Genomic DNA, 26,673 nt, shown 5'->3' on the forward strand with positions numbered 1-26,673 from the left:
CGCAGCGTTGTCAACCCCATATGCTCCGTCGCGTGCGCCCGCCACGCTGGATGACACGGCGGGCCGCTCGGCCGGCCATACGGAAGGGAGCAAGTGATGACCATCGGCACCGGAATCGTTCTGTTCGTCATCGGCGCGATCCTCGCCTTCGCGATCAACGTCGACGTGGAGTGGGCGAACCTCGACATGATCGGCTACATCCTGATGGGCGCCGGCGCGGTCGCGTTCGTCGTCGGCCTGATCCTCATGCTCGCGCGCCGCAACCGCAGGCCGGTCGACGGCACCGTCCGCGACGACGTGCTCTGACGACGCAGCGGGCCCGCCCGGGCCCGCTGGGGCTCAGGATGCCGAGGCGAGGGCGGCCGGGCGGGCCGCGGCGGTCAGGTCGAGGGCCAGCAGCATGCCCAGCGCCTCGTCGCGTGTGGCGAACTGCTCGGGCAGGGGAAGGTTTCGGAACCAGCGCACCTGCACGAAACCGTCGTGCTCGCTGACGCAGGCGACGAGACGGTGCACGTCATCGTTGAGCGACATGTCGAAGATCACCCAGTCGTCCGGTGAGACTTGGCACAGTGTGAATCGGTCCTGCAGTTCCGTGGTCATCGCACCCTCCTGAGCGCCCTGCTCCCCCGGTCATCAGTGTGGGTGTCGGCGCGCGACGATATCCAGCCGTTGACGGCGGAGGGGCGCTCTGTTATGAGCCGATGCTCACGGGATGATGACGAGCTTGCCGCGCGTGTGTCCGCGCCGGCTGGCGCGGAAGGCGTCGGCCGTCCGCTCCAGAGGGAACGTCTCGGCGACCTCCACGCGCAGTCCGCCCTCGTCGGCGAGGCGGGCGAGCCTCTCGGTCTCGGCTCCGTCTGGGCGCACCCAGATGTGTCGACCCCCGTGCTCGGTCACCGACGAGTCGGCGACCGACACGTGGACGCCGTCGGGGGCGAGCACCTCGAGGGTGACCGGCAGCACACCTCCGGCGAAGTCCGCGACGGCGTCGACGGGTCCGTCGGCCAAGGCGTGCACGCGATCGGCGAGCCCGTCGCCGTAGGTGACCGGGTGCGCGCCGAGGCTGCGCAGGTAGTCATGGTTGTGCTCGGATGCCGTGCCGATCACGCGGGCGCCGCGGGCGATCGCGATCTGCACGGCGAGACTTCCCACGCCTCCGGCGGCTGCATGGATCAGGACGGTGCGGGCGTGCAGCTCACCGAGGGCATCGATGGCGCGTAGCGCCGTGCCGCCGGCGAGAGGCAGGGCGCCGGCCTGCTCCCAGGAGAGGGATGCCGGCTTGCGCGCGACCGCGGTGACCGGGACCGCCACGCGCTCGGCGAAGGTGCCCGCGTTCACCGAGTCCTTGCGGGCATAGGCCATGACCTCGTCGCCGATCTGGAACTCGGGGGTGTCCATGCCGACAGCGACGACCACCCCCGCGACGTCCCAGCCGGGGATGACCGGGAAGTGCGTCGGCAGGATCGCATCGAGGTACCCGGCCATGAGCTTCCAGTCGACCGGGTTCACCCCTGCCGCGCGCACCTCGACGAGGACCGATGCCGGCGGCAGCTTCGGCTCGGGAAGCTCGCGCACCTCCAGCGTGTCGAGATCGGTGCTGAACTGCTCGTAGACGACGGCGCGCATGGGACCTCCTGTCCGAACGGCGGATGCGGTCGGCATCCACTCTTGCACGCGCAACAGCGGTCGGGGCCGTTCGCCAGGCGCGTGGATGCCTCACCCACCCGCTCGCGCGCGGGCATCACAGTCCCTGACCGGCGTCCCAGAGCCGCTCGGTGCGACCGGCGAGCAGGGCGTCGAGCGAGAGCGCCTGGGTGTCGGTGAGCGAGGCGACGTAGTCGATGATGCCGCGCCCGCGCGCGAGGGACTCCAGGTCGGTGTCCGTGCGCGCCTCCACGCGTTCGGGGGCATCCGTTCGCAGGCGACGGTAGTCGTCGGTGGCGAGCTCGACGAGGTCGATCAGGCGGCGCGGGGCGCGGCGGGCGTCGCGCGGATCGTCGAGCCAGGCGGCGAAGCCGCCGACGAGGCGCTCCAGGACGCTTGCCTGGCCGCGCTGATAGACGGCGAGGTCGGGACGTTCGAGGATGAACCGCTCGTGCAGGAACTTCAGCACCGCCACCTCGTGCCAGCTCTGGCGGTTGAGGGCGACGTGGCCGGAGCGGACGTCGGGATGCCGGTGCACCTCGATCGACGACTGCAGCCGTGCGATCCAGGCGGTGGTGAAGCGGGCGAGGCCGCGCTCGCTGGCGAGCGAGCCGTCGAAGGGTTCGGCGACGAGCTCGTCGATCACGGCGCTCGAGACCTTCGCGACGGCTTCGCTGAAGGCATCCGGATCGGCGATCCAGGCATCCTTGCTCTGCAGCCGGCGCCAGAGCAGCTCCAGGGAGTGGCCGGGTGTCCTCGTGTCGGCGGCGAGGGTCTGCTCGTCGGCGGCGCGCAGCTGGGCGAGCCCGCGGCGCCAGGTGCGGAACTCGGCCGAGAGCGTGGCGGGGTTCAGCAGACCGGCGCGGTAGAAGTCGTCGAGATCGTGCAGCGAGTAGGCGATGTCGTCGGAGATGTCCATGATCGAGCACTCGACGCTCTGCTGACCGCGCTCGATGAGCGGGTAGGCGGAGAGCGCCTGCCGGGCATCCCGCTCATCCACCGCGTAGTAGCTGAACTTGCTCGCGCCGCCGCGGCGGGCGCCGCCCTCGCCGCGCCGCCACGGATACTTCAGCACGGCGGCGCGCACCGCCGCGGTGAGATTCAGGCCGACGCCCGGCCGGTCGTGCTCGTCGAGGCGGGTGAGGATGCGGTAGGTCTGGGCATTGCCCTCGAAGCCTTCGCTCAGGCCGAACCGGGACCGGGCGAGACGGTCGAGCGTCTGCTCGCCGAGGTGGCCGAAGGGCGGATGCCCGAGGTCGTGCGCCGCGGCAGCCGCCTGCACCACGACCGGGTGCGCGCCGCCGAGTTCGGCGACGACGCGACTCGCCTCGTCATCGCGCGTGGACAGGTGGGTGGCGATCGCGCGGGCGACGGCGGCGACCTTGACCGAGTGGGTGAGCCGGTTGTGCACGGCCAGGCCGGCGCCCGCCTGCGAGATGACCTGCGTGACCGCCGACAGGCGTGAGTAGAAGGGGGAGAAGCGGATGCGCTCGACGTCGACCCGGAACTGCGGATGCCCTTCCGCCTGCTGGAACTCGTTCAGCGCCTCGGGCAGGCGGCGTTCCTGACGGGGATCGAGTGCGTCCTGGGGCATGTGGTCAGTGTGCCATGGGTGAGTGGCGGGGAAGGGGTCGCGGGAGGTCGCATCATGAGCAGCGAAGGTCGGACCAGACCTCGATCACACGATCGACGTCGGGATATCCGCCGGCATCGAGTTCGTCGCGCACGTGCTCGCGAACGACTTCGACGTGCGCCTGGCCTTCGAGGCGGTCTTCCGGAATCTCTGCGCCTTCTGATTGAGTGTCGACCAGCAACTGCTGCCACTCAGAACTGCTCTCGGCCGTGACACGTGCATCTGCGAGGGCGGCTGACGCGATCTCCGACGCCTCCTGAGGGGTGTCCGCCGTGCTCGGGGCGATCCACCACTGGGCGGTGCATTCGCCGTAGGACGTCGCGAAGGTGTCCTCGCGGTCGGGCGTTCCCCGAACCGCACCGCACCCGCTCAACGCGATCGTGCCTGCGATGCCGAGGACCACCAAAGAGAGGGCACGTGACATCGACACAGAATAGTCGCGGCCGCTGAAGATCGTCCGCTCGACAGGATGAGACTTGCATCTCAAGCCGCTTGAGACAGCATGCTCGAGGGTATGAACAGCACAGCAGAGAACCTCTACGGCATCGGCGAGGTCGCGCGCCGCACCGGTCTGAGCGTCAGCGCGATCCGGTACTACGCGGACGAGGAGATCGTCCCGCCGACCCGGACGACGGATGCCGGCCACCGCCTCTACGATGTCGCAGCGGTGGCGAGGCTCGAGTTCGTGCGCACCCTCCGCGACCTTGACACGGGGCTCGATCGCATCCGGCTCCTGGTGCAGGGGAACGCATCGCTGCAGGACCTGCTGGCCGAGCATCTCGAGACCGTCGAAGGGCAGGCATCCGCCCTGCAGCGGCGTCGAGCCGTGCTCCGCGCACTCGTGAGCACCAGAGGAGGGGAGGAGCGGCTCCGCCTGCTGCAGAAGCTGGTCGGTCTCACCGATGCCGAGCGCGAGCGGCTCGTCGATGACTTCTGGGCGGAGGTGACCGACCGGATGCCCGCCGGTGTGCGGGAGCGCATCGTCGCCGACCGGCCCGAGCTGCCCGCGGACCCGTCGCCGCGCCAGCTCGACGCGTGGCTCACGCTGGCTGATCTGTTGCAGGACTCCGGCTTCCGCGAACAGGTGCGCGCGTACCTGCACGACACGTACCTGGGCGAGCCCGTTGAGCGGATGGGCGATCCTGCCGTGCAGCAGTTCATCGCATCCGCTGGCGAGCATCTCATGCCGAAGCTGACCGCGGCACACGACGCGGGTCTGGCCGCCGACGACCCGCACGTCGCGCGTCTCGCCGCGCAGTTCGTCGAGCAGAGCGCGCGCGCCGCGGGGATGGAAGCCGACGATGGCCTGCGTCAGAGATTGGCCGCCGGCTACCGTCGGCTGCGTTCGCTGACCACCGACGCCCTTGAACATCCGCAGTATCGTGCCACCCACGCGCGCTATCTCGCGCTGGTCGCGACGATCAACGGCACGCAGCATCCCGACGAGGAGCTGCGGGACGCCTCGCGCCCGCGGCCGGACGGCGAGCGCAGCCGTCTCGACGAGCTGGGCGAATGGCTCGCGGATGCCCTGATGGCCGGTGCGTGACGTCGCCGCGCCGACGTCGCCAGGACGGTGCAGCGAGTGCTTCTGCGGCGGATGCCGAGGGCCGCGGATCCTCTGCTGCGTCGGTCAGTCGTCGACGACGATGATCTCGAACTGCGCCGGGTTGTTCTGTGCATCCACCCACGGCTGGATGCGGGATATGACCGACTCCGCCGAGTCGCCCTGTACACCGAAGGGGAAAGCACGTGCTTCGGACATCGAGGCCCACGTCGTGATGTTCTGGCCGGCATCATTCGAGGTCTGAAGCCGCCGGATCAGCACGATCGTCTTGCCGGTGGCCGCCGACTGGGCGAGCATCTCAGAGCCAGAGCTTCCGGTGTCGTTGCCCACAGCGCCGATCGCCTGCGCGACCTCTTGCCGCACCAGCTCCGGCAACGGCTGCTGCATGTCGACGATGATGAATGAGCCATCGCTGGTCTCATACGGGCGCAACGTTCCGCGCTGACCGTTGAGCTGCTTCGCCTGCTCAGCGGTCAGCGGATCTCCCGGCGCGCCGGTGATGGGTTCGGTCGCGGTCGTCGTCGACGCCGCGTCGGGTGAAGCGGATGCCGACGGTTGCCCCGACCCGTTCTCCACGGCCGCGCAAGCGCTCAGGAGGAGGACGGCCGCAAGCGGGGCCGCCAGCAGCATCGGAGTGATTCGGGAGCGCATAGCCGAATCATAGCGTTGAGCCCCCGCGGACCGTCCTCGGACCTGTTTCGGCATTTGTCGAGACCGCTCGGGGGTGAGTTCCGACGAACAACGCTCGGATCAGGGCACGCGGTTGGCGATGATGAATGCACGTCCTACCCAAGGAGTTCCGATGCGCAGCACAAAGTTCGGCATCACCGTCCTCGCGGGCGGCGTCGCCCTTGCCCTCCTCCTGTCGAGCTGCAGCTCTGCGTCGCCCGACTCAGACACGTCGATGGGCTCGTCGATCGCGACCTTCGACCTCGGTGTCCGAGAGATCCCGATGACTCTCGACGTCGCCCAGAACTACGACCCTCAGATCATGGCGATCGCGGGTGCCGTGAACCAGCCGCTCGAGATCCCCAACCTCGACGGCACCTTCACTTCCGTGCTTGCCGAGGCGGTGAGTCAGCCCGATGAGCTCACCCTCGTCTATGACCTTCGCGACGACGCGATCTTCTCAGACGGAGCGCCCCTGACCGCTGAGGACGTCGTCTGGTCGATCGAGCGCCTTCGGCAACCCGACACGCATACGGCGGCCGAGGTCGCGAGCATCGCCGGCGTCGCCGCCACAGGTCCGCACCAGGTCACGGTCACGATGGCGCACCCCGCTCCCGGCCTGCGCGGTTCTCTCGCGCTCATCTCCTTCGTCCACCAGGCGAAGTACGGCACCGAGGCGGGAGCTGCGCTCGGTACGTCCGAGGCGCCGCCGATCGGAACCGGCCCGTACGTCGTCGACACGTACACCGCCGACAGTCTTACGCTGGCGCGCAATCCTGAGTTCACCGGTGAGCCCCCGGCCATCGAGACGCTGAACGTCGTGGCCATCGCCGACGACAACGCAGCCCAGCTGGCCATGCGTTCGGGTGAGCTCGACGGCATCCAGGTCGATGACATCAAGTCGGCGCCGCAGTGGGAGTCGATAGAGGGTGTCGTGGCACATTCCTCTGCCGCGCTCTGGGTCGATTGCATCACGATGGACACGTCGAAGGCGCCGTTCGACGACGTGCATGTGCGACGTGCGGTGGCCTATGCGACGGATGCCGCGGGCCTGCTGGCCGCCAACTACGGAGATTTCGCGGTGCTGAGTCCGGGCGTCATCGCGCCCGAGGTCGTCGCCTCGATCGAGCCTGAGTCGGGCGCCCTGGACGCAGTCATCGCCGACAGTGCGCGGTATGACTTCAATCTCGAGCGGGCTCGTGAAGAACTCGCCCTTTCGGCCCACCCCGACGGCTTCAGCGCCGAGTTCGTCTCATGGTCGCCGGCCGGAGACATCGTGGCTCAGAGCCTGACTCAGAACCTCGGAGAGATCGGTATCGAGTTGACGGTCAAGAATCGCACGTTCGGCGAGTTCGGCGGCGACATGGTCGCAGGCAACGATCCGGCCATCGCGTTCTTCCGTCTCGCGGCCACGGTACCCGACCCGAGCTCGTGGTACGGGATCGCGACGAATCCCGAAGACCCTTTCAACCCGGCGAACTTCGACAACGACGCAGCGACAGCCGCGTTCGCCAAGGTCCAGACCTCCGAGCCGGCGACGCGATGGGAGGGCGTGGCCGAGCTGATCCGGATCTTCACCGACGAGGTGCCGTACGTGCCGCTCGCCCAGCCCGACTACGTCTTCGCGACGGCGCCGGGGGTCACCTTCACTCAGGATCCGGACTTCATCCAGATGGCGAGCGGCGCCTGGATCGAGACCGTCCGTGCCGCTGGCTGACCCGAAGGACGGCGAGCATGCAGCCGCGCACCATCCACGCCCGCACGACCAAGGACATCAGATGAGCTCCCACCTCGTATCCGTTACCGCGGATGCCATTCACCACACCCTCGCCCGCACTGCGGAGGACCTGCTCAACTACGACATCCTCGGTGTTGCCGCTCAGCTCGTCATCCCCGGCATCCCGGAACCGATCACGGTTGCGAGCGGTCCCGTCTCCGCAGACGGCGACCGGCCGTTGACCGGCAGCGAGCTCTACCCGATCGGCAGCCAGTCGAAGACCTTCACCGCCGCCTGCGTGCTGCTTCTCGCGCGGGAAGGGGCGATCCGGCTGACCGACCCGATCTCGCGCTACCTGCCGGGACTCCCGATCGTCGACGACAGCGCGACGATCGAGCAGTTCCTCATGCACACGAGCGGGATCGGAGACTTCGTAGCGGGCTACCTGGAGCTGCCACACCCCATGCCCAGCTTCACCTTCGACGAGCTCATGACGCTCGCACGGGTGCAGGGCAAGCGCTTCGAGGCGGGAAGCCGCTACGAGTACTGCAACACCGATATCGTCGTCCTCGCCCGCATGTGCGAACTCGTCACGGGAACTCCCTTCGAGCAGCTGCTCCGGCAGCGGATCTTCGAGCCCCTGGGCATGCACGACACCTTCGCGGCAGCGGGACAGCCGCTCCCGCGCGAGCGAATGGCGCGCGGATACTACGTCCCCGAGAACGGTTACGTCGGTCCTCCCATCGATACGACGGCGTTGAAGGACTTCAGCGTCGCATCCGCCTCGGGGAACATCGTGTCCTCGTTGCCCGACATGCTGCGATGGACGACGGCGATGCAGTCACCGGAGAACCCCACCGGTCTGTCCGTGGCCGACTTCGTCGTGGACCCGATCGACGCGGGATCGACGCCGCCGCACTGGTTCTCGCAAGGGCTCGGCGACCGCGGCATCGAGGGCATCCGTTGGGCGGGCCGAACGTTCTGGGGCCATCGCGGCGGCTTCTACGGGTATCTCTCGGCCACCTTCTTCGACCCCGAGTCGGGAATCTCCTTCGCCTCCTTCATGACGATGACCACACGTCGCGGCATCATCCACATCCCGGACGAGACCCAGGCGTACAACTTCCAGACATTCCTGCAGCTCTGCGCGACGACGGCGATGAACGCCGTCGAGTCGCCCCAGCCGCAGCCCGCCTCCTGACGATTGGACGACCATGACCGACTATGTAGGCGAGAACGCTGATCGCCTGGTGACCATCGAGCTGCGCAGCAGCTCGTTTCCCCGCGACGTCATCCGCCCCCTGCACGAGGCCTCGCTGCGCCAGCTCGGTGAGAGCTCGATCAGCGGTGCTGCAGCCCGAGCCCTTCGAGAGCGCATCGGCCCCGGAGACGTCGTCTTCATCCTGACCGGTTCGGGATATCCCCCGGCCATGCCGAAGGGCGAGAACGACGGTCCTCCCGGGGGCGCCCATCTCGCCCACGCACTCTTCCGAGGGCTGGGGGCCGTTCCCGTGTTCGTCTGCGAGGCGCGACATGTCGATCCGATCGTCGCCTCGAGCCAGGCTGCGGGCTTGATGATCCACCCGTTCGAACACGCGAAGGGCGTCGGCCTCGGTGCCAGCATCGCCGCGATCCCCGACGGTGCCGATGTCGACACGTGGATCACCGACGTGCTCGACGAGTACGACCCGAAGGCCATCATCAGCATCGAGAAGGTCGGCCCCGGCGAGAACGGGCACCTCCACGGCATTACGGGCCAGCCCGCCACCGACGGCGGTGCCATGTGGGGCTTCACCGACATCTCCGGCCTCGTCACGCAGGCGCGGGAGCGCGGGGTGCTGTCGATCGGCGTCGGCGACGGCGGCAATGAGATCGGGTTCGCAAACCTGTCGGAGGAAGTGGCCGCGGTCGCGCCGCACGGCGCGGCCATCTGCTGCACCGTCGGCGTCGACATCCTCTTCCCGGCGACGTGCTCCAACTGGGGTGCCTATGCGATCGAGGCCGTCCTCGCGGCCGATCTCGGTCGCCCTGAGCTGATGCACACGCCCCAGATGGAACAGCGGGTGCTGCAGGCCTGTCTGGATGCAGGCGGCGTCGAGGCCGTCGACTGTTCGACGAAGTTCCTGCTGGACGGCTTCTCGGGAACCGCATCGATGGCGCTCGTCGAGCTTCTCGGTGAGCTCGTTCGCAAGAGCGTCGAGGCACCATACCGGGGACCGGCACATTGACCGTACGATCAAGGACATGGGCTCGACGGTGAGGACCAGCGCGACACGTCGCCCGACGGCCGAAGCCGCGGGCGCGGAGCGACTGGCCGCGCGGATCGACACCATGTCGGACGTGCTGCAGAGAGCCGCCGAGGACATGCTTCCCTTCGGCGTGCTCGGCGCCGCCGCGATGATCGACCTCCCCGGTGCGGAGCGCCCCGTGGTGATCGCAGCGGGTTCGGTCGATCGGGCGGGTGGGCGAGAGCTCTCCGGTGCCGAGCTGCACCCGATCGGCAGCCAGTCGCGGATGTTCGCGGCGGCGTGCGTGCTCTCGCTCGCGCGCGAGGGCCACTTCATGCTGGACGATCGCATCTCGAAGTACATCCCGGACATCCCCACGGTCGACGATCACGCGACGATCGATCACTTCATCAACCACACGAGCGGCATCGGCGACTTCGCGGCGAGCTATGACCTGCTGCCCTTCCCGATGCCCACGTTCTCGTTCGACGAGCTCATGTCGCTCACGAAGCTCCAGGGTCGCCGTTTCGTCGCCGGCTCGAAGTACGAGTACAGCAACACCGACATCGTCGTGCTCGCCCGGCTTTGCGAGGTCGTCACGGGTGAGCCGTTCGAGAACGTCCTGTCGGCACGGGTACTCGAGCCCTTGGGGATGACGGACACCATGGTCGCCGCCGGCCAGGTGCTGCCGAGCGACCGAATGGCCCACGGCTACTTCCTGCCGGAGGGCGCCGCCGAGGACGATCTGGTCGATACTGCTTCCCTGGCCGACTTCAGCGTCGCCGCGGCTGCCGGCAACATCATCTCGTCCCTGCCCGACATGCTGACCTGGTCGCGGGCGATGCTCTCGCCCGGCAATGCGATCGGGCTCAGCCACGAGGACTTCACCACCAACCCCGTCGACGCGCACACCGACTTCCCGCACTGGTACACCCAGCACGTCTCGGCCCGCGGAGTCGAGGGGCACACCTGGGGGGGACGCACCTTCTGGGGCCATCGGGGCGGGTTCTACGGCTACCTGTCCGGCACACTTTTCGAGCCGGAGTCCGGGGTGGCCGTCTCAGCGTTCCTGACAATGGTCACCCGCCGAGGCATCGTCAACCTTCCGAACGAGCCGCAGACGCACACCTTCCAGACCTTTCTCCAGCTCTGCGCGAGGGCAGCCGTGGACATGGTCGAGTTGCCATGAGGTGGCCGGCGGCCGGCGGTGAGGCGAAGCGCCCGGGGGTGCGCCGCCGTGTCTGACCTGCAGCCGCTGGTCGACGAGCTGGCAGCGCTGCTCGGCCGGGCAGTGACGATCGACGACCCCAAACTGCGCTTGCTGGCGCACAGCGCGCACCAAGGTCCCGTCGATGAGCATCGCGTCCACTCGATCATGCAGCTGCGGGCAAGCCCGGAGGCGGAGAAGTACGTCTTCGGCCCGGGAATCGTCTCGAAGACCCGGCCGTTCCGAGTTCCCGCCCATAAAGGCATGGCGCTCCTTGCCCGTCTGGGCGTGCCCATCCGATTCCAGAATGCTCACCTCGGATTTCTCTGGCTGATCGACGACGATGAGTCCCTGACCGAGCAGCAGCTCGAGGAGTGCGTGCGGACTGCTGCCCGGGCGGGCGAGGCGCTCTATCGCGGACGCCTCAAGGACGATCGCCGGCGCGCCCGGGAGCGGGAGCTCTTCGAGAGCCTCATCAGCTCCAGCGCGACGGAGCGCAGCGCCGGCGCGAGCGAGCTCGCCCGGCAGGGGACGATCGAGGCCTCCGAGCAGTGCCGCGTGCTTCTCGTCGCCGCATCGGCGCGCGGGCGCCGGCGGCAGTCCGTGGCGGACCGGATCACGGTTGAAAGCGCTCTTCGCCGTGGCCTGAACCGCCCATGGCCGATACGCGGCATCGTCATGAGCCGGAACGATGGCCTCGGGTATGCCCTCATCGCCCACCCGCCGAGTCAGACGACGGTGATCGACCCTCTCGAGGTGGCGCGGAAGATCAGCGCGGAGGTGTCCGAGTCACTCGACCAAGATATCGACGTCGGTGTCGGCATCGGTCCCGTGGTCGATGTCTCGAACGCTCATCTGTCGTTCCGGCGCGCGCAACATGCCCTGCGGATCCGCGACGCGATTCCGGAGTTCGGGGAGATCGTCGAGTGGGATGCTCTCGGCGTCTATCAGACTCTCGTCGCCCTTCCCCCGGACGAACTCAACGCATCCGCCATTCCCGCCGGCCTTCGGGCCCTGCTCGAGGCGGGAGCGGGTGACAACATGCTCCTCGATACTCTCGAGTGCTTCCTCGGGTCGGCGGGCAACGTGCAGAAGTCGGCGAGCGCGCTGCACGTGCACCGCGCGACGCTCTACTATCGCCTGGCCCGCATCGAGGAGATCACCGGATGCTCGCTGGCGAGCGGTGACGATCGTCTTCTGCTCCACCTCGGGATCAAGATCGCGCGGCTCCTGCGCGAGATCCCCGCGCCGGCAGAGCGGCAGCGTGAGCAGTGACCCGACTGTTTCCGACAGTTGTCGAGTCGGAGAGTTGAAGCGCTTGGCGTCTGTCCGGTGTCTGTCGCAATCGACGCACTTAGTCTTCTTACGACATGACGGCAGGCACGACTTTCTGAAAGAACTGGGGCAGGGGTGATGAGTGGGTTCGTATTCGCGCTGAAGCGACTGGCGTTCGCCGTCGTGCTGCTCGTCGTCGTGAGCATTCTCGTGTTCAGTCTTCAATCGCTGTCGACGGATGGGATGATCGCGACCATTCTCGGCGGTCGCCCCGGTACGCCGGAGCAGATCGACGCGATCCGCCTCGAGTACCGGCTCGACGACCCGTGGACGGCACGCTATGGTGACTGGCTCATCAGCGCGCTCCAGGGCGATCTGGGATCCTCGATCCGCTCGGGACAGTCGGTGTCCGGCATGATCGTGGACCGGCTTCCGCTCACTCTGGGGCTGATCACCTTCGCGATCGTCATCATCGTGACAGCCGGCGTGCTCATGGGAATGCTCGCCGGCATCCGTCGCGGTACGATCGCCGACCGCCTGGTGACGATGCTGTCGCTCTTCGGGCTGAGCGCGCCGGTCTTCGTGACGGGAATCGTTCTGCTCTACGTGTTCGGCGTGCTTCTCGGCTGGTTCCCGGTGTATGGCGCCGGGACCGGCGCGTTCGGTGACCGACTGCGTCATCTCGCGCTGCCCGCTCTCGCCCTCGCGGTCTCCCTCGTGGCGATCATCGCGCGACAGACACGCGCGGTCACTCTGACCGTGATGGAACAGGACTACATCACCTTCGCGCGCTCCCGGGGTCTGTCCCCGGCGAGGATCCTTCTGCGTTACGCCCTGCGCAACGTGGCGTTGCCGCTCGTGACGATAACCGGGCTCATCGTCATCGCGCTCGTCAGCGGTACCGTGCTCGTCGAGCAGGTGTTCTCCATCGACGGACTGGGCAGCCTCATGGTCCGGTCCGTCCAAGCGGTCGACGTCCCCGTCGTTCAGGGAATCGCCCTCGTGTTCGCCGTGCTCGTCGTCGCTGTGAACCTCCTGGTCGATCTCGTCGGCATGTGGATCGACCCTCGCACGATGTACACGGCGAAAGGGTGATCCATGACTGCATCCGATACGGTCACCGCTCCCGGGGACACGCGCCTTCGGCGCCGCATGCCCCCGCTCCTCGTCTGCGTGGCGGCGCTCGTCCTTCTCGTGATCGTCTCGTGGGCGGTTCTGGGTGAGTGGCTGGCACCCCATGACCCGCATGCGCAGAACCCGCTGCTCAACGTGCAGCCGCCCAGCTTCGAGCACTGGTTCGGGACTGACCAGCTCGGGCGCGACGTGTTCTCGCGCGTCGTGGCGGGCACGGGCAACGCCATCATCGGTCCGGTATGCGTCGCTCTCGGAGCTGTCGTGCTCGGGCTGTTCTTCGGCATGATCGCCGGTTATCACGGCCGCTGGACGGACAGTGTCATCGCGCGGACGGCGGACATCTTCTACTCGCTGCCCGCCCTGCTGATCGCGATCGTCGTCGTCGGCATCGTCAGCGGCAGTTACTGGGTGACGGTGGCGGTGCTGATCTTCCTGACCTTCCCCGGCGACGTGCGGATCTTCCGCAGCGTGACTCTCGTCGAGACGCGCCTGCAGTACGTCGATGCGGCGCGCACGCTCGGTGTCCGGCCGGCGGGCATCATCGCTCGTCACATCCTGCCGAACATCATCCCGACGGTCCTCGCCACCCTGATGCTGGAGTTCGCGACGGCGCTCGTCGGATTCTCCGCGCTCGCGTTCCTCGGCCTGGGTGTCGATGCGGGCGGATTGGACTGGGGCACGATCATCGCCGACGGGCAGAGGCAGCTCTTCGTGAATCCGATGATGTCGGTGGGAACCGCACTCGTGATCATCGCGGTGGCCGCCAGCGTGACGATCGTCGGGGACTGGCTCTATGACCGCTTCTCCAGGAAGGCAGGACGATGAACTCATCCCCGTCGCAGCCGGCCCGCCGGCTGCTCGATGTCGAGTCGTTCAGTGTCTTCGCGGGTATGGGGAGCGAGCGGCGTACGCTCGTGTCCGACGTGACGCTCTCGCTCGGCGCCGGCGACACGGCTGCCATCGTCGGAGAGTCGGGGAGTGGCAAATCGATGCTGGTCAAGGGCATCACGAAGCTCCTCCCGCATGGCACTTCCGCAGAGGGCGCCGTGTGGTTCGACGGTCAGAGGATCGACCGCTCGACACAGCGCCGGCTCCGCAGCATCCGCGGGCGACGGATGAGCCTCCTGCTGCAGGACCCCTTCACCATCCTCAACCCACTCCAGACCGTCGGAACGACGATCGCCGAGTCCTTCGATCCCACGGTCAGGCGCCGCCCGGCGGAGGTGAGGGCTGAAGTCGAAAGGCGACTGGACGAGGTCGGCATCGACGGTGCAGTTGCACGCAAACGGCCTTTCGAGCTGTCGGGCGGGATGCGTCAGCGGGTCGCGATGGCTGCGGCGCTCGCCTCCGATCCGGAGCTGCTCATCGCCGACGAGCCGACGACCGCGCTGGACTCGAGCACGCAGGACGACGTGCTGCGCCTGCTGGCCTCGTTCCAGTCCAGCCGCGGCATGGCGCTGCTGCTCATCACGCACGATCTTCGCATCGCGTTCGACATGTGCGACACCATCCACGTCATGTACGCGGGGTCGATCGTCGAGAGCGGTTCGTCTTCGCGCCTACTCGAAGACGTCGGGCACCCCTATACCGCGGGGCTGATGGTGGCGGACCCGCTTGCTGAGAGCTACACCGACGAACTCGCCGGAATCCCTGGCACGGTGCCGGCCGCGGATGCGGTGGCAGAGAGATGTCCGTTCTCCGACCGCTGCAGCTGGGCGACCGATGCCTGCCGCAGCGGCCGACCACAGCTCGTGCCCATCGGCGTCGGGCGGCTCTCGAGGTGCATCCGGATCGACACGATTCGCACCGAGCTGCGCGACGCCGTACTGACATCGGCCCGACCCGCTCCCCGGCCCGCGTACGTGGCGTCAGAGGAGCTCCTGCGCATCGAAGGCCTGACGAAGCGCTTCACGACGCAGCGGCTGGTCGGTCGTTCCATCTCGTCGCTTGCGCTCGCCGGCGTCGACCTCACGATCGGAGCCGGAGAGTCCGTGGGTCTCATCGGAGAGTCGGGCTCCGGCAAGACCACCATCGCCCGATCAATCGTCGGTCTCTCCCGTTCGGATGCCGGTCTCATCGTCCTCGACGGAGTCGACATCTCGGACTACCGTCGTCTGAGTCGCGCTGAGCTGCACCGCGTGCGGCGGAGTGTGCAGACGGTCTTCCAAGACCCGTTCGCCTCGCTCAACCGTTCGCATACTGTGCGAACGGCGATTCGCGAGGCCATCGTGCACCGGGGTGACTCCGTGGGTGTCGACGCTGAGATCCGCGAACTCCTCGACAGAGTCTCCCTCCCGTCGGCGCTCGCCGACCGATATCCCTCTGCACTCTCGGGTGGCCAGCGTCAGCGGGTCTCGATCGCCCGTGCACTCGCGATGCGGCCGCGACTGCTCATCTGCGACGAGCCGGTCGCGGCACTCGATGTCTCCGTCCAGGCCCAGATCCTGGAACTGCTCCGAAGTATCCGCAAGGAGTCGGGCACCGGGATGCTGTTCATCACTCATGACCTGGCGGTCGCCCGGCAGATGGCGGATCGCCTGGTCGTGCTCAGGAACGGCACGGTCGTCGAGCATGGCGGGACCGACACCGTGCTCGACTCGCCGCAGCACTCGTACACCAGGAAGCTGGTGGCCGCGATCCCGCCGCCTCACGGGATCGAGCCACATCCCGCCGACGATCCGATCGTGACCCACGGTCCGGTGCACTGAGGAGTGTTTCTGACTTCTGCTATCCGACATCAACCGATGAGCGCTCTGTGCTCGGAAGGGACTTGTACTACACCATGTATTTTCCTTTAGACGAATACCACGAGCGCTGGGCGCGCGTGGAAGCGGAGATGGTGCGTCGAGGGTTTCAACACGCCATCGTCTGGGGGCGCGGCGCTGGGACCTACGAGGCTCACGGCGACCTGCTCTACCTGACCAACTTCTATTCCGTGAACACCGGTGCCACGTTCATGCCGTCCTCGGGAATGACCGGAACCGGCTTCGCGGCCGCCCTTCTCTCGGTGGGGCAGCCGCCGGAGCTGATCATCGATACGAACTACTACTCAGAGGAGTTCCTCGCAACCGACCGGATCGTCTACCAGGAACGCCAGGTCGAATACAACATCCCTGCGCTGGTCGCCGCGACTCTGAACGCGCGAGTACCCGGCGAGCGGGTCGCCATGGTCGGTGAGAGTGTGCTTCCGGTCATGTACGCCCGAATCGTCGAGCGGCTGTGTCCCGGTATCGAGTTCGTCGAGCAGGACGACCTCGTGCTGGCCGTGCGCTTGCACAAGAGTGCCCGCGAGCTCGACTGCTACCGCGAGGCAGGTCAGATCGCTACGGCGGCCATGACCAAGCAGCTTGAAGCTGCTCGCAAGCCGGGCACGAAGCAGACGGAGGTCGCTGCGGCCGGTATCGCCGAGCTGATCCGACTCGGGGGAGTGCAGCACGCCGCGCCGGTATCCAGTGGCAACGGCGACAGCCGGCTCGGTGAAGATCCGCTGACGGGTTCAGCACGGGATATCGAGATCCGCGACGGCGACCTTGTGCGCACCTGGCTGTACGGGCCGATGTGGCAAGGCTACTGGCTCGATCCAGGTCGCACCATCGTCGCCGGCAGATCCAGCGCGCGCCAACGAGAGGCGATCTCTGCGGTGAACGGTCTCGTGCAGACGATGTTCGAGACGTTCCGCCCGGGCACGACGTTGAGTGAGATCGCCACAGTTGCCAGCACGTTGCGGGACGACATCGGATTCGGCACGGACTTCGAGTTCATTCCGCCCGTGGCAGGCCATGGTCTGGGCCTGTACTGGGAACCGCCGAACCTCTGGGCGACAACGCAACTGCTCGAGGACAGCCTCAACAAGGGTGACGAAGCGCTCTGGGAGGGTCAGGTGATCTCGGTCGAGTACTTCCTGAAGGTGGATGGCGTCGGCAGCATTGGTGTCGAGCAGAATCTCATCGTGCACGCCGATGGCAATGAGTTGCTGACACCCATCGACCTCGAGTGGTGGTGAGGCCCGCGGCCTGACGGCGCTTGCGCAAGTGAGCGCCTGACACCTCGCCCCGGTCGCAGGGATTCTGCGACCGGGGCGACGGTGCCCGGGCTATCCTCCCATCATGGCCAACCGCGCGAACAAGCCCGAGTTGCAGGCAAACACCGTTGCGGAGTGGGAAGCCTGGTTGAACTCGGACCCCGACCCGAACGGGGTCAGACTACGACTGCGCAAGAAGGCAACGAGCCGACCGGGGATCACGTACGCCGAGGCACTCGATGTCGCACTGTGCTTTGGGTGGATCGATGGGCAATCACAATCGGTCGATGCCGACTACTTCTTGCAGACTTTCACGCCACGGCGCCCGCGAAGCATGTGGTCAAAGGTCAACATCGGTCACGTGACTCGACTGATCGAGGAAGGTCGGATGCGTCCCGAAGGTCAGCGCGAGATCGACCGCGCGAAGGCGGACGGACGATGGGACAGCGCGTATCGGCAGCGCGACGGTGAACTTCCCGTGGAGCTGCAGGAAGCTTTGGACGCCGACCCCGAGATCGCCAGAGCATTCGCATCCCAATCGGCGCAGAACCGATTCTCGATGGCCTTCCGCGTGGCCAACCTCAAGCGGCCAGCCTCGCGCGCTGCGCGCGTTGCCCAGTACGTCGAGATGCTCAAACGAGGCGAGACCCTTCACTGACGACGGCCCCATCATGCACCGCAGAACTTTGCGGTCAATCCGAGGGAATGCGGTCAACGAGGGCATCGTGCCTGATGACCTCATGAGCGCATCGCACGACGTCATCACCCCCGCCGAGCTCGGTCGCGAGCTCGGCCACAAGGACACTTCGAACCACGCGTCGGCCGCATCCGGCTCTGCGGCCCGAGTGTCGGCCATGGGCGAACGGCCCAGAAGCTGCTCTTCACCAGGGCAAAGCAAAACCCCCGCCATGTAGAAGCTAGGCGAGGGTTTCTGGGATCACTGTAATGATGATCCGTGTGGCTCCGACCGGCATCGATCCGGTGACCTTTCGATCTTCAGTTGGATTCGGTGGGTTGGTGGGTGCTCAGTGGTGCCCGTTTGGCGCGTCAGTACGCGGGATGCGTCGTGGTTGGACGCAGGTGGTTTTGGGTGGATTCAGTGAAGCAACCGGCAGGGACCGGCACGCACACTGTGCTCACACTCTGGCACCTTCCTCTCCCCTGAGCGTGCCTTCCTCTATCGCTCGCACCAGGATGACCGGAATGCCGCCGTTCGAGTCATTCGTGAAAATACGGACCTCACGCTCTGCACGCGTGACGGCAAGATACAGCAAAGAAAGCAGCCTCCGACGTTCGGGGGATGCTGCGTTCTCGGGTATCGCCGGAAGTCCGACGACAAGGACGGTTTCGAACTGCAGCCCAGCCAAGTTCTCGGCCGAACCGATCACGATGCCCTTGCTGCGGTAGCCGAAGCCGTCGACGTCCTCGCGTGATGTGATCGCTCGAACATGAAACTTCTCGTTGGCGCTGAGGGCTGAAGCAAGCTTGCGATACGGTGCGCTCAGGCGGTCATCGACGATTGCAATCGCCATACGGCCACGACCGTAGACGTCGTGGACGGCTCTGATGATGTCATACTCTTCCGCCTCTTCAGTGCTTGCGTTCCGAACAATCGGCACCTCACCGTCCTTCTGGGACGATTCGATCGTCGCAAAATCGACGAGCCACTCGTCGCCGAACGCGTAGGTCGGGAAACCGTGGTGGATGTGCTTTACGAGATTGAGGACCTGCGGTGTGAATCGGTGGACGGTTGTAAGTTCCAGATCGGTCGAGTCTGCAAGTGAATCGTCGTCCCTCCCATATTCCCCAGACCTGACGTCGTCGGCCGCAGCGCCGATATATTTCGCTGCTGGCGACTGCCGTGGATCGAGCGCCATGAAGATGCGGGGATAATTGTGTGCATCCGACGGCAGGTAATGCAGCACCTGCCGTTCGAGTGGGCTGAAGAGATGAAACTCATCAACGAAGACAAGGTCGTAACCGACAGATTTGCGTCTGCGATTCCAAGAATGGCTGGTGAGATGGCCTAGAAAGTCAGCCATCACCTGGTCAGTGGTTACGAGCGAGCGATCCTCCAAGCTCTGCATGTACGCGGTGTACAGAGCGAAGATGATCCGGAAATCCTGCCGTCCTTCGATCGGCATCATCCAGGCGGAGCGCGGCGTCTGTGCATATCGTGCTTCGGCGCCGTGTGACGGGAATATCCCGGCGGCGCCAATAACCGATCCGAACTCGGTCAGCAGATCCCAAGCAAAGGCAAGCCGCTCGCCATCATCGGACGATTCAAGCCCGTTGAGAATGGTTTTCGAGGCGCCGGAGCGGTAAGTCACCCAATCGGTGGCGAGGAAATCTTCGATCACCCCACGGATTTCGTCGAGCTGCGCTTGTTTGCCTGAATCGCTGTCCTCTCCCACTACAGAGTAGTGGGAGGGGCCATCAGCGGTGATGGGAAGGATCTCTTCCGCAAGTGCGAGTAGAGGAACGATGTCGAGCTCAGGCAACGGGCCGAGCCCTAGCATGTCAATATTTCCAGAGATCTGGTTTGCAAGTGCCCAGCTGTGTGTTGTGATCAGAACGCGAATTTCTTCGCCGCGTGCTCGTGCCTGCACGATCTCCCGCGCGGCTTTCAGAGTGAGGGCGAGCGTCTTCCCGGATCCAGCAGGGCCGCGGAGTCTGATTGATCGAGTGGTTGAGGCGTCGATAAACGACCGCTGGTCTGGACTCGTTGCCCTGAGCCAGCCCGCGAGCGATACGTCCTGTTGTTCGCTCGTCTGGACACGGGGGAGAAACACCTCAGCGTCGACCTCGCCACGCCGCTTCGACAGGTGGTCCTGGAGATCGGAAATCGCCTGTTCCCAGTCTTGGATCACAGACTTAGGGAAGCGTGGGATCTCTTGCTGCAGTTGTTCGAGTCTTATGGGCGGGGTTGAATCATCACTTCGCCAGAACACGGTGAGACCGGGCCCCTGGTTGATTCGTTCCGTAATCCATCGGTGCCCACCACCACCGTGACCGGGAACGGCGAAAAAAGAAATAAGGTTGTCATGCTTGTACTGATGCCACGCCTTGGGGAGCGATACCTGGGACATCGTGGTTCGTTCGGCGTAAGAGGCCATTCGGCTGATAACTTCGCGCCGGTGCTTGATCAATGCGTCCGGAACAAGGTTGTCCTGCGTGTGGGACTCTCGCCAGATCATCACCAACGGTGTGTCGCGGTCGTCATCGGTGGTCAAGAGAACGTCCGACTCGTCGTAGTGTGCAACGAAAATGCGCGGTGTGGCGTCAAGCGCTGCCTCGTCGATGGCCGACGCGACAAGACGGAGCGCTCGTGGTGACGTGATTAGCGGTTTCAATGGAGTTGTTCCTCTAGTCGTTCGGCATAGGCATTTCGCGTTTCCTCATACTCGTCGGGTAACCCAATAGGCATGAAAACCAAGGCGAATCGCTGGACGACCGCATGGGAAAAGCGTTCAGAAAGCGCGCCGATTCGCCGGTACCCGCTGGCAGCGCGAGATGGACCAAGCGTGATGGATTGCTCCCAGACCTGTTCTATGTGCCGTAGGTACGCGAAATAGCCTTCTTCATAGCCGGGAGCGATCGCGTTTAGGAACAGAGAGTCGCCACGGGGCTGGGTAAAGCGCTGCTTGATCGCCTTCTTCGCCTCTTTGAGCAGGCTGTCGGGCTTACGCCCCGTTTGGATCAGATTCTGCGATCGAACCAGATCCGTTGTCGCGTTCTGGACAGTTGTCCACCGCCGAGCGGCGATGCGGATTCCTTCGCATGCATCTTGCAGCAGCTCTGTTGTGGGGGGTGGCACTTCGTAGGCAAGCGACACTTCGGTCGGGTCGTCGACTTCATTGCACCAAGCGACGAGTCGTTCATTGCTTGGAGGGCGTAGCCCAGCCTCGCTCAATGCCGCTTTGAACGCTTCAACGTGGGCCTTCTGCAATATCCCGTGTTGTTCAGGGAAGTAGATCTCGAGCAGGTACTCGTTCGGGCTGAGAAGCGGGATGCAAGTTATCCGACCTGAGTGCTTGTTATAGGCGAGGTCACAGTCAGCGGTGACGACCAGGAGATGGCGGTTCCAGGGGGTGCCCTCTCCTGTAGCCAACTCCAGTACGTCGCCCTGCTGGAGCTCCTCTTCTGCGGTTCGGGAGTTGACTTCGTTGATCAATGCGCCTCGCGGGGTCGAAGGGGTTGGTGGCGAGTGTAGTCGATATGGGACTCCGCCCTGCGCTGCCGAGGAGCGCCCGGACCGTAGCGGAGCGAGGACCGGACGCACCGCAGGCGGCGCTAGCGGCCGGAGGCCGGCCTTGAACGAGTATGGAAAGTCCTCACAGCTCGGGTCACTTCGTCGACCGCCGAACTCGCGTGGCTGTTGCCTTGACGTCTTCGGGCTTGACTGCGCGGGCCTCGAACCGTCGGTGCCACTCGTCGAACACCGGAAGCAGCTTCGGGTCGCGACGCTTCAGCGCTACCGACATGAACGACGCCAGATCATCGATTGGTCGCGTGATCCGTTCATCCGCGGGGTTCTGACGAATCCGAGCTGCTTCGATGCGTTCTTGCCGAACAGGGCAGTGAATTCCTCAGAGACGATGGAACGCATCCGCCTGCGCAGCTTCAGCTGCTCGTCGAGGGCAGGAGTGATTCCTCCGAAGTCGCTGTCGATGACTGAGAGGAACGGCTCGAGTACGATATCGATCAGGGGGTCCGCCTTGAGTAGTTCTCGCACCGCCTGCACATGCTGCTCGTTGTATCGGTGGCGGAGCGCGCTCGGCGACACCCCCTGCCACTTGGCAAGCGCGGAGAGCTCAGGGCGCGGATCCGCGACTGCCTGACCGTAGCGCAAGGGACAGAACGAAGTCACGGTCAAGATCGCGAGCATCGCGGAGCCGACGGCACCGCCAGAGGCAAACGCCCTTCCGTTCCGTCCCGTCTTCTTCGACGGTCTGTCGGTCACGCCTACGTGAAGGAGACCGGTGGTCGCCCTCGTGTCGCGTTCTCGCTCCGTGCCAAGGAGATGAAGCCGACCGGCAAGCCGCGAGGCGGCGAGTGATGATGACCTGGTCGTGGCGCCTCGAACGCGCGTACTGGGCGGCGGAGTGGCCGCTGCTGTGGCGACGCGGCTGGTGGCTGCTTCCCACCCTGCTCGTGCTCGCGATGATGAGCGCGATCCCGTTCGTCGGCCAGCTGATCAACTGGATGCTCGCAGGCATGATCGCCGTCATCGTGCTCCGGCGGATTCTGGCGGCACGTCATCTCGACACTCTCCTTCAGCGCCGTTGGCAGTCTGACGTGGCCAAGGGTGTTGTCGCCTCCTGGCCAGCGCTGGCCAGAAACCTCCGTCTCGAGGTCAAGGACCTGTCCGGTGTCGCTCTCGTGACGGGTGCCGGCCGACCAGAGTGGGACGGCTACACGTGTGTCATTCCCATCGACCAAATGGTCATCGAACGTGACGAGTCAGTGGAGCAGGCTGACTGTCGGCTGATCGCTGAGATCCTGCGGCGTGAGGGCTCCGTCGGCTTCCGGTGTCAGCATGCAGCACCGCACGAGCATCCCCTGCTCTGGGTGAGCGACGCTGTGGCCTGGTGCTACTCGAGCAGAGGGACTGGGTCCGCCGAGCGGAGGCCCTCGTAGAGTCTTGCGTCACCCGGTTGTAGAAACACGTGAGGCTGGCTCGTCTTACCGTCCGGAAGACCGCCAGGCTACGAGGGCTATTGTCCGCCGTGTCCCGGTGCACCCGATTAAGGTGCCTATTTTGGCGGTGATCGGCGGGCTGCTGACGCTGCGTCGGTGTGGGGACCGCTACCGAGACAAGACCGGCACAAGCGCCGTGCGGGAGGCGTTTCGCCCGGCTCCGCTCGCTCAACGACCGGCGGCCCTCCCGCTTCGCCGAGGAAACCGCCCTTCACCAGGGCAAAGCAAAACCCCCGCCATGTAGAAGCTAGGCGAGGGTTTCTGGGATCACTGTAATGATGATCCGTGTGGCTCCGACCGGCATCGATCCGGTGACCTTTCGATTTTCAGTCGAACGCTCTACCAACTGAGCTACAGAGCCTCGCGGCACATCGTGATCTGCCGCGTCTTAGACGAAGAGCCTCCTCGAAAGAAGGCTCATCGCTAGGAGCGACCCTGACGGGACTTGAACCCGCGACCTCCGCCGTGACAGGGCGGCACGCTAACCAACTGCGCTACAGGGCCATAACTTTTCAATTGTATCGGAAGAGTGACCCCAACGGGATTCGAACCCGTGCTACCGCCGTGAAAGGGCGGCGTCCTAGGCCGCTAAACGATGGGGCCGAAGGTCTGCCTTGGGGGCGTTCCCTGCCGACGCTCAAGCATAAGGGAACCACCGAGCAAAAACGAAATCGAGGGCGCGTCTGCGCACACCCCGGGCGTTTCGAGAGGACGATGGTCTCGTCTCCTGCCTCTGCCTGGGTCCAAGCGGCCCGCACCGAGACCCGCGCCGAAGCTGAGAACCTGTTGCGAATGTGACGAATGTTGTTAGTGTGGCATCTGTGAAACCGGCGGAAGGGGCCGCGTGAACGACGACTTCCAGGCGTATGCGGCCGCGGCATCCGAAGACTGCGGCTGTGCACCCACGCCCGCCGAACGACGCGCCCTGTGGCCCTCCTCGCAGGTGACCCGGCGCGGTGCGATCACCGTGGGCGCGCTCAGCGCCATCGCCCTCACCGCCTTCGGCGTCGCGAACGGCACGCAGGCCGCCCACGCCGCCGACTACCCCAGCTGGGACGACGTGCAGCGGGCCAAGGCCAGCGAGTCGGCCAAGGGCGCCGAGATCAAGCGCATCGAAGGCCTGATCCAGTCGCTCACGCAGCGCGCCGCGGCTGCCGAGGCCGCCGCACGCGCCGCCGGCGACGAGTTCTACGAGGCCCAGCAGGCGTTCTTCGAGCAGGCCCAGGCCGCCGAAGACCTGCAGAGCCAGGCCGACGAGCAGGCCAAGATCGCCGACGAGAGCTCGGTGAAGGCCGGCCAGGTCGCCACCCAGCTGTACCGCACCGGCGGAGACCAGGCCGCCCTCGAGCTGTTCCTCGCCGACTCTTCTGGCAGCGCCGACGACCTGCTCTCGCGTCTGGGCAGCATGGATCAGCTGCTGGAGTACAACAAGACGGTCGCCGACAAGGCCGCCGCCGCGCGAGACTCGGCGCAGTCGCTCAGCAACCAGGCCAAGACCGCACGCGACGAGCGCGACCGCCTGCAGAAGATCGCGGAAGAGAAGATGATCCGCGCGCAGCAGGCATCCGATGCCGCTCAGGCCGCGTTGCAGGAGAAGCAGGACAACCTCACCACGCTGCAGGCGCAGCTCTCCGCCCTCAAGGACAAGACGGCCGCGACCGTCGCCGGCTACAAAGAGGGCGAGCGCAAGCGCAAAGAGGCCGAGGCCAAGCGCCGCCGCGAAGAAGAGGAGCGCCGCAAGCGCGAAGCCGCGGAGGCCGCAAAGAACCACCAGAACAACGGTGGCGGCGGCGGCGGTGGGGGAGGCGGCTCCGGATCCGGTTCCTGGCGCCGGCCTCACGGCGGCTTCATCTCCTCGTACTACGGCTGGCGCCCGGTCACGTGCAGCGGCGGCAAGTGCGGATCCCGCCTGCACGGCGGCCTCGACTTCGCCGCCGGATGCGGCGCGCCGATCTTCGCGGCCGCGTCGGGGCGGGTCGACTTCGCCGGCTACAACGGCGGCTTCGGCAACTTCATCCGCATCCAGCACGGCGGCGGCATCGCCACCGGCTACGCGCACCAGTCCCGCTTCGCCGTCCGCTACGGCCAGCACGTCAGCGCCGGCCAGGTCATCGGCTACTCCGGCAACACCGGCAACTCGCTGGGATGCCACCTGCACTTCGAGGTGTACATCAACGGCGGCCGCACGAACCCGTACTCGTTCCTGTCGGCCCGCGGGGCGCTGTAACCCGCATCCTCCTACGACGAGACCCCCGGCGCCCGCCGGGGGTCTCGTCGTCTGCGCGGAGCGCGGGCGGGCTCAGTGGCTCTCGGCCCCGAAGCGCTCGATCGCCTCGTCGAGGATGCGCTGCGCCTCGGCCGCGTTCCCCCACTCGTCGACCTTGACCCACTTGTTGGGCTCGAGGTCCTTGTAGTGCTCGAAGAAGTGCGCGATCTCCTTCTTCGTGTACTCGGCCAGATCGTCGACATCCTGGATGTGCGACCAGCGCGGGTCCTTCGAGAGCACGGCCACGAGCTTGTCGTCGCCACCGGCCTCGTCGCTCATCTTCAGCACGGCCACCGGACGCACATTCACGACGACGCCGGGGTAGATCGCGTGGTCAAGCAGCACCAGCACGTCCAGCGGGTCGCCGTCCTCACCCAGCGTGTCATCGAAATAGCCGTAGTCGGCCGGGTAGCCGAAGGTCGTGTAGAGCACCCGGTCGAGGTGGACCCGACCGGTCTCGTGGTCGACCTCGTACTTCACGCGGCTGCCGCGCGGGATCTCGATGACGGCGTCATGTGCCATTCGTATGCTCCTCGGGAGATGTGTGGGGTTGGATGCCGCAGATCAGCCTACTCGCGGCTCGCCGGCGGCGAGGCGCTGGCCGTACGGTGGAGGGATGCCGTCGCTCGATCCCGCCGTCGCCGAAGTCCGCCGCGTCGTGCGCGCAGCCCTCGCACCCCACGCGGAACGCGCGGTGCTCGTCGCGCTCTCGGGCGGCGCCGATTCCCTCGCCCTCACCGCGGCCGCGGTCTTCGAAGCCGCCAAGCTCGGCATCGCGCTGACGGCCGCCGTGGTCGACCACCGCCTGCAGGACGGTTCGGATGCTGTCGCGCAACGCGCCGCCGGGCAGGCCCGCGCACTGGGGGCGGATGCCCGGGTGCTGACCGTCGACGTCGACCGGCAGCATCCGGACGGACTGGAAGCCGCCGCCCGGGATGCCCGCTACGCGGCGCTGCGCAGCTGCGCGCACGAGATCGGAGCACGGGTCGTGCTGCTCGGGCACACCCTCGACGATCAGGCAGAGACCGTGCTGCTCGGCCTGGCCCGCGGATCGGGCGCGGCGAGCCTGCAGGGGATGGCCCCGGCACGCGAGGACGACGACGGGATGCTGTGGCTTCGGCCGATGCTGTCGGTGCGGCGCGCGACCACGCGCGCGTGCTGCGCGGCATCCGATCTCGACGTCTGGGACGACCCACACAACGTCGACCCGCGATTCGTCCGCGTCCGGGCGCGCGAGCGCGTGCTGCCGGTGCTGGAGGACGAGCTCGGGCCCGGCATCGCCGAGGCGCTCGCACGCACGGCGGAGCAGTTGCGCGAGGATGCCGAAGCCTTCGAGGAGATGATCCACGAGACCATCGAGGACATCGTCGAGCACGCCGAGGCGGGCATCTCGGTCAGTGTCGCCGCTCTCGCGGCCAACCCGGCCGCGCTGCGCAACCGGATCATCCGGCTGGTCGTCGACAGCGAGTTCGGTGCGGTGCTCAGCCGCGTGCAGACGCTCGAGGTGGCACGCCTCGCCACGGACTGGTCCGGCCAGGGGCCCATCGATCTGCCCGGATGCACGGCACGGCGCGCCGGCGGGCGCATCGTCTTCGCCGCCCGCTGAGCGGCGCCG

The 26,673-nt window shown here is 66.3% G+C and carries 24 protein-coding genes and 3 tRNA genes; 15 read left to right on the forward strand and 12 right to left on the reverse strand.

Going from position 1 to position 26,673, the window contains the following annotated elements; genetic code table 11:
* Window positions 1-96 precede the first annotated feature (96 nt).
* Entirely contained in the window at window positions 97-306 is a 210-nt protein-coding gene (locus ACFWHT_RS02115) for a DUF6458 family protein (RefSeq protein WP_378825023.1), read from the forward strand.
* Window positions 307-339: 33 nt separating this feature from the next.
* On the opposite strand, the gene ACFWHT_RS02120 is transcribed toward ACFWHT_RS02115, so the two are convergent.
* The 4 genes from ACFWHT_RS02120 to ACFWHT_RS02135 all read right to left on the reverse strand — a co-directional run bounded on the left by ACFWHT_RS02120 (window position 340) and on the right by ACFWHT_RS02135 (window position 3,701).
* Entirely contained in the window at window positions 340-600 is a 261-nt protein-coding gene (locus ACFWHT_RS02120; protein WP_378825025.1) for a hypothetical protein, read from the reverse strand.
* 105 nt (window positions 601-705) lie between these two features.
* Window positions 706-1,626, reverse strand: a complete 921-nt coding sequence (locus tag ACFWHT_RS02125) for an NADP-dependent oxidoreductase (protein WP_378825026.1) — start codon at window positions 1,624-1,626, stop codon at window positions 706-708.
* A gap of 115 nt (window positions 1,627-1,741) precedes the next feature.
* A complete protein-coding gene (locus tag ACFWHT_RS02130) occupies window positions 1,742-3,238 on the reverse strand; it encodes a deoxyguanosinetriphosphate triphosphohydrolase family protein (protein ID WP_378825028.1) in 1,497 nt (498 codons plus the stop codon).
* 52 nt (window positions 3,239-3,290) lie between these two features.
* Entirely contained in the window at window positions 3,291-3,701 is a 411-nt protein-coding gene (locus ACFWHT_RS02135; RefSeq protein ID WP_378825031.1) for a hypothetical protein, read from the reverse strand.
* 90 nt (window positions 3,702-3,791) lie between these two features.
* On the opposite strand from ACFWHT_RS02135, the gene ACFWHT_RS02140 reads away from it, so the two are divergent.
* The gene (locus tag ACFWHT_RS02140; RefSeq protein WP_378825033.1) at window positions 3,792-4,823 is read left to right on the forward strand and encodes a MerR family transcriptional regulator; all 1,032 of its coding nucleotides are present in this window, start codon (window positions 3,792-3,794) and stop codon (window positions 4,821-4,823) included.
* Between the two features lie 84 nt (window positions 4,824-4,907).
* Here the strand turns inward: ACFWHT_RS02140 and ACFWHT_RS02145 are convergent, their stop codons facing one another.
* Complete coding sequence (locus ACFWHT_RS02145) at window positions 4,908-5,492, reverse strand: hypothetical protein (RefSeq protein ID WP_378825034.1); 585 nt, start codon at window positions 5,490-5,492, stop codon at window positions 4,908-4,910.
* A gap of 151 nt (window positions 5,493-5,643) precedes the next feature.
* Here ACFWHT_RS02145 and ACFWHT_RS02150 point away from each other — a divergent pair, with 151 nt between their 5' ends.
* From ACFWHT_RS02150 to ACFWHT_RS02195, 10 genes are all read left to right on the forward strand, one after another.
* Complete coding sequence (locus ACFWHT_RS02150) at window positions 5,644-7,227, forward strand: ABC transporter substrate-binding protein (protein ID WP_378825036.1); 1,584 nt, start codon at window positions 5,644-5,646, stop codon at window positions 7,225-7,227.
* 61 nt (window positions 7,228-7,288) lie between these two features.
* Window positions 7,289-8,428, forward strand: a complete 1,140-nt coding sequence (locus ACFWHT_RS02155) for a serine hydrolase domain-containing protein (protein ID WP_378825037.1) — start codon at window positions 7,289-7,291, stop codon at window positions 8,426-8,428.
* A 13-nt stretch (window positions 8,429-8,441) separates the two neighbouring features.
* Window positions 8,442-9,455, forward strand: a complete 1,014-nt coding sequence (locus tag ACFWHT_RS02160) for a glutamate cyclase domain-containing protein (protein ID WP_378825039.1) — start codon at window positions 8,442-8,444, stop codon at window positions 9,453-9,455.
* A 16-nt stretch (window positions 9,456-9,471) separates the two neighbouring features.
* Window positions 9,472-10,644 (forward strand): serine hydrolase domain-containing protein, encoded by a 1,173-nt coding sequence (locus ACFWHT_RS02165; protein WP_378825042.1) that lies wholly within the window; start codon window positions 9,472-9,474, stop codon window positions 10,642-10,644.
* A 48-nt stretch (window positions 10,645-10,692) separates the two neighbouring features.
* Entirely contained in the window at window positions 10,693-11,937 is a 1,245-nt protein-coding gene (locus ACFWHT_RS02170) for a PucR family transcriptional regulator (protein WP_378825044.1), read from the forward strand.
* A 138-nt stretch (window positions 11,938-12,075) separates the two neighbouring features.
* Complete coding sequence (locus ACFWHT_RS02175) at window positions 12,076-13,032, forward strand: ABC transporter permease (RefSeq protein ID WP_378825045.1); 957 nt, start codon at window positions 12,076-12,078, stop codon at window positions 13,030-13,032.
* Between the two features lie 3 nt (window positions 13,033-13,035).
* On the forward strand, window positions 13,036-13,896 hold the full coding sequence (locus ACFWHT_RS02180) for an ABC transporter permease (protein WP_378825046.1): 861 nt from the start codon (window positions 13,036-13,038) through the stop codon (window positions 13,894-13,896).
* Window positions 13,893-15,779, forward strand: coding sequence for a nickel ABC transporter ATP-binding protein NikE (nikE, locus tag ACFWHT_RS02185; RefSeq protein WP_378825048.1), 1,887 nt, complete (start codon window positions 13,893-13,895; stop codon window positions 15,777-15,779). Before ACFWHT_RS02180 ends, nikE begins: the two co-directional genes overlap by 4 nt.
* 62 nt (window positions 15,780-15,841) lie before the next feature.
* A complete protein-coding gene (locus tag ACFWHT_RS02190) occupies window positions 15,842-17,074 on the forward strand; it encodes a M24 family metallopeptidase (protein WP_378825049.1) in 1,233 nt (410 codons plus the stop codon).
* 103 nt (window positions 17,075-17,177) lie between these two features.
* A complete protein-coding gene (locus ACFWHT_RS02195) occupies window positions 17,178-17,750 on the forward strand; it encodes a YdeI family protein (protein ID WP_378825052.1) in 573 nt (190 codons plus the stop codon).
* Window positions 17,751-18,228: 478 nt separating this feature from the next.
* On the opposite strand, the gene ACFWHT_RS02200 is transcribed toward ACFWHT_RS02195, so the two are convergent.
* The 3 genes from ACFWHT_RS02200 to ACFWHT_RS02210 all read right to left on the reverse strand — a co-directional run bounded on the left by ACFWHT_RS02200 (window position 18,229) and on the right by ACFWHT_RS02210 (window position 21,980).
* Window positions 18,229-20,325, reverse strand: a complete 2,097-nt coding sequence (locus ACFWHT_RS02200; RefSeq protein WP_378825054.1) for a hypothetical protein — start codon at window positions 20,323-20,325, stop codon at window positions 18,229-18,231.
* 116 nt (window positions 20,326-20,441) lie between these two features.
* On the reverse strand, window positions 20,442-21,266 hold the full coding sequence (locus ACFWHT_RS02205) for a hypothetical protein (protein WP_378825055.1): 825 nt from the start codon (window positions 21,264-21,266) through the stop codon (window positions 20,442-20,444).
* Window positions 21,267-21,566: 300 nt separating this feature from the next.
* Window positions 21,567-21,980, reverse strand: coding sequence for a hypothetical protein (locus ACFWHT_RS02210; RefSeq protein WP_378825057.1), 414 nt, complete (start codon window positions 21,978-21,980; stop codon window positions 21,567-21,569).
* A 170-nt stretch (window positions 21,981-22,150) separates the two neighbouring features.
* Between ACFWHT_RS02210 and ACFWHT_RS02215 the strand changes: the two genes are divergently transcribed.
* Window positions 22,151-22,732 (forward strand): hypothetical protein, encoded by a 582-nt coding sequence (locus tag ACFWHT_RS02215; RefSeq protein WP_378825058.1) that lies wholly within the window; start codon window positions 22,151-22,153, stop codon window positions 22,730-22,732.
* Between the two features lie 348 nt (window positions 22,733-23,080).
* On the opposite strand, the gene ACFWHT_RS02220 is transcribed toward ACFWHT_RS02215, so the two are convergent.
* The 3 genes from ACFWHT_RS02220 to ACFWHT_RS02230 all read right to left on the reverse strand — a co-directional run bounded on the left by ACFWHT_RS02220 (window position 23,081) and on the right by ACFWHT_RS02230 (window position 23,395).
* A tRNA-Phe gene (locus ACFWHT_RS02220) sits at window positions 23,081-23,153 on the reverse strand.
* A 69-nt stretch (window positions 23,154-23,222) separates the two neighbouring features.
* Window positions 23,223-23,296: transfer RNA gene (locus tag ACFWHT_RS02225), tRNA-Asp, on the reverse strand.
* A 26-nt stretch (window positions 23,297-23,322) separates the two neighbouring features.
* Window positions 23,323-23,395: transfer RNA gene (locus tag ACFWHT_RS02230), tRNA-Glu, on the reverse strand.
* A gap of 241 nt (window positions 23,396-23,636) precedes the next feature.
* On the opposite strand from ACFWHT_RS02230, the gene ACFWHT_RS02235 reads away from it, so the two are divergent.
* Window positions 23,637-25,019: a peptidoglycan DD-metalloendopeptidase family protein gene (locus ACFWHT_RS02235; protein ID WP_378825060.1), complete on the forward strand. Its 1,383-nt coding sequence runs from the start codon at window positions 23,637-23,639 to the stop codon at window positions 25,017-25,019.
* Window positions 25,020-25,091: 72 nt separating this feature from the next.
* Here the strand turns inward: ACFWHT_RS02235 and ppa are convergent, their stop codons facing one another.
* Window positions 25,092-25,580, reverse strand: coding sequence for an inorganic diphosphatase (gene ppa / locus ACFWHT_RS02240; protein ID WP_378825061.1), 489 nt, complete (start codon window positions 25,578-25,580; stop codon window positions 25,092-25,094).
* A 94-nt stretch (window positions 25,581-25,674) separates the two neighbouring features.
* On the opposite strand from ppa, the gene tilS reads away from it, so the two are divergent.
* Window positions 25,675-26,664: a tRNA lysidine(34) synthetase TilS gene (tilS, locus tag ACFWHT_RS02245; protein ID WP_378825063.1), complete on the forward strand. Its 990-nt coding sequence runs from the start codon at window positions 25,675-25,677 to the stop codon at window positions 26,662-26,664.
* The last annotated feature ends 9 nt before the right edge of the window (window positions 26,665-26,673 follow it).

Source organism: Microbacterium sp. NPDC058342 (genome assembly GCF_042723935.1).
In the GTDB taxonomy this organism is placed as follows: Bacteria; Actinomycetota; Actinomycetes; order Actinomycetales; family Microbacteriaceae; genus Microbacterium.

Coding starts and splice junctions, on each gene's coding strand:
- ACFWHT_RS02115 (WP_378825023.1), top strand. CDS start 97: ATGACCATCGGCACCGGAATCGTTCTGTTCGTCATCGGCGCGATCCTC.
- ACFWHT_RS02120 (WP_378825025.1), bottom strand. CDS start 600: ATGACCACGGAACTGCAGGACCGATTCACACTGTGCCAAGTCTCACCG.
- ACFWHT_RS02125 (WP_378825026.1), bottom strand. CDS start 1,626: ATGCGCGCCGTCGTCTACGAGCAGTTCAGCACCGATCTCGACACGCTG.
- ACFWHT_RS02130 (WP_378825028.1), bottom strand. CDS start 3,238: ATGCCCCAGGACGCACTCGATCCCCGTCAGGAACGCCGCCTGCCCGAG.
- ACFWHT_RS02135 (WP_378825031.1), bottom strand. CDS start 3,701: ATGTCACGTGCCCTCTCTTTGGTGGTCCTCGGCATCGCAGGCACGATC.
- ACFWHT_RS02140 (WP_378825033.1), top strand. CDS start 3,792: ATGAACAGCACAGCAGAGAACCTCTACGGCATCGGCGAGGTCGCGCGC.
- ACFWHT_RS02145 (WP_378825034.1), bottom strand. CDS start 5,492: ATGCGCTCCCGAATCACTCCGATGCTGCTGGCGGCCCCGCTTGCGGCC.
- ACFWHT_RS02150 (WP_378825036.1), top strand. CDS start 5,644: ATGCGCAGCACAAAGTTCGGCATCACCGTCCTCGCGGGCGGCGTCGCC.
- ACFWHT_RS02155 (WP_378825037.1), top strand. CDS start 7,289: ATGAGCTCCCACCTCGTATCCGTTACCGCGGATGCCATTCACCACACC.
- ACFWHT_RS02160 (WP_378825039.1), top strand. CDS start 8,442: ATGACCGACTATGTAGGCGAGAACGCTGATCGCCTGGTGACCATCGAG.
- ACFWHT_RS02165 (WP_378825042.1), top strand. CDS start 9,472: ATGGGCTCGACGGTGAGGACCAGCGCGACACGTCGCCCGACGGCCGAA.
- ACFWHT_RS02175 (WP_378825045.1), top strand. CDS start 12,076: ATGAGTGGGTTCGTATTCGCGCTGAAGCGACTGGCGTTCGCCGTCGTG.
- ACFWHT_RS02180 (WP_378825046.1), top strand. CDS start 13,036: ATGACTGCATCCGATACGGTCACCGCTCCCGGGGACACGCGCCTTCGG.
- nikE (WP_378825048.1), top strand. CDS start 13,893: ATGAACTCATCCCCGTCGCAGCCGGCCCGCCGGCTGCTCGATGTCGAG.
- ACFWHT_RS02195 (WP_378825052.1), top strand. CDS start 17,178: ATGGCCAACCGCGCGAACAAGCCCGAGTTGCAGGCAAACACCGTTGCG.
- ACFWHT_RS02210 (WP_378825057.1), bottom strand. CDS start 21,980: ATGCTCGCGATCTTGACCGTGACTTCGTTCTGTCCCTTGCGCTACGGT.
- ACFWHT_RS02215 (WP_378825058.1), top strand. CDS start 22,151: ATGATGACCTGGTCGTGGCGCCTCGAACGCGCGTACTGGGCGGCGGAG.
- ppa (WP_378825061.1), bottom strand. CDS start 25,580: ATGGCACATGACGCCGTCATCGAGATCCCGCGCGGCAGCCGCGTGAAG.
- tilS (WP_378825063.1), top strand. CDS start 25,675: ATGCCGTCGCTCGATCCCGCCGTCGCCGAAGTCCGCCGCGTCGTGCGC.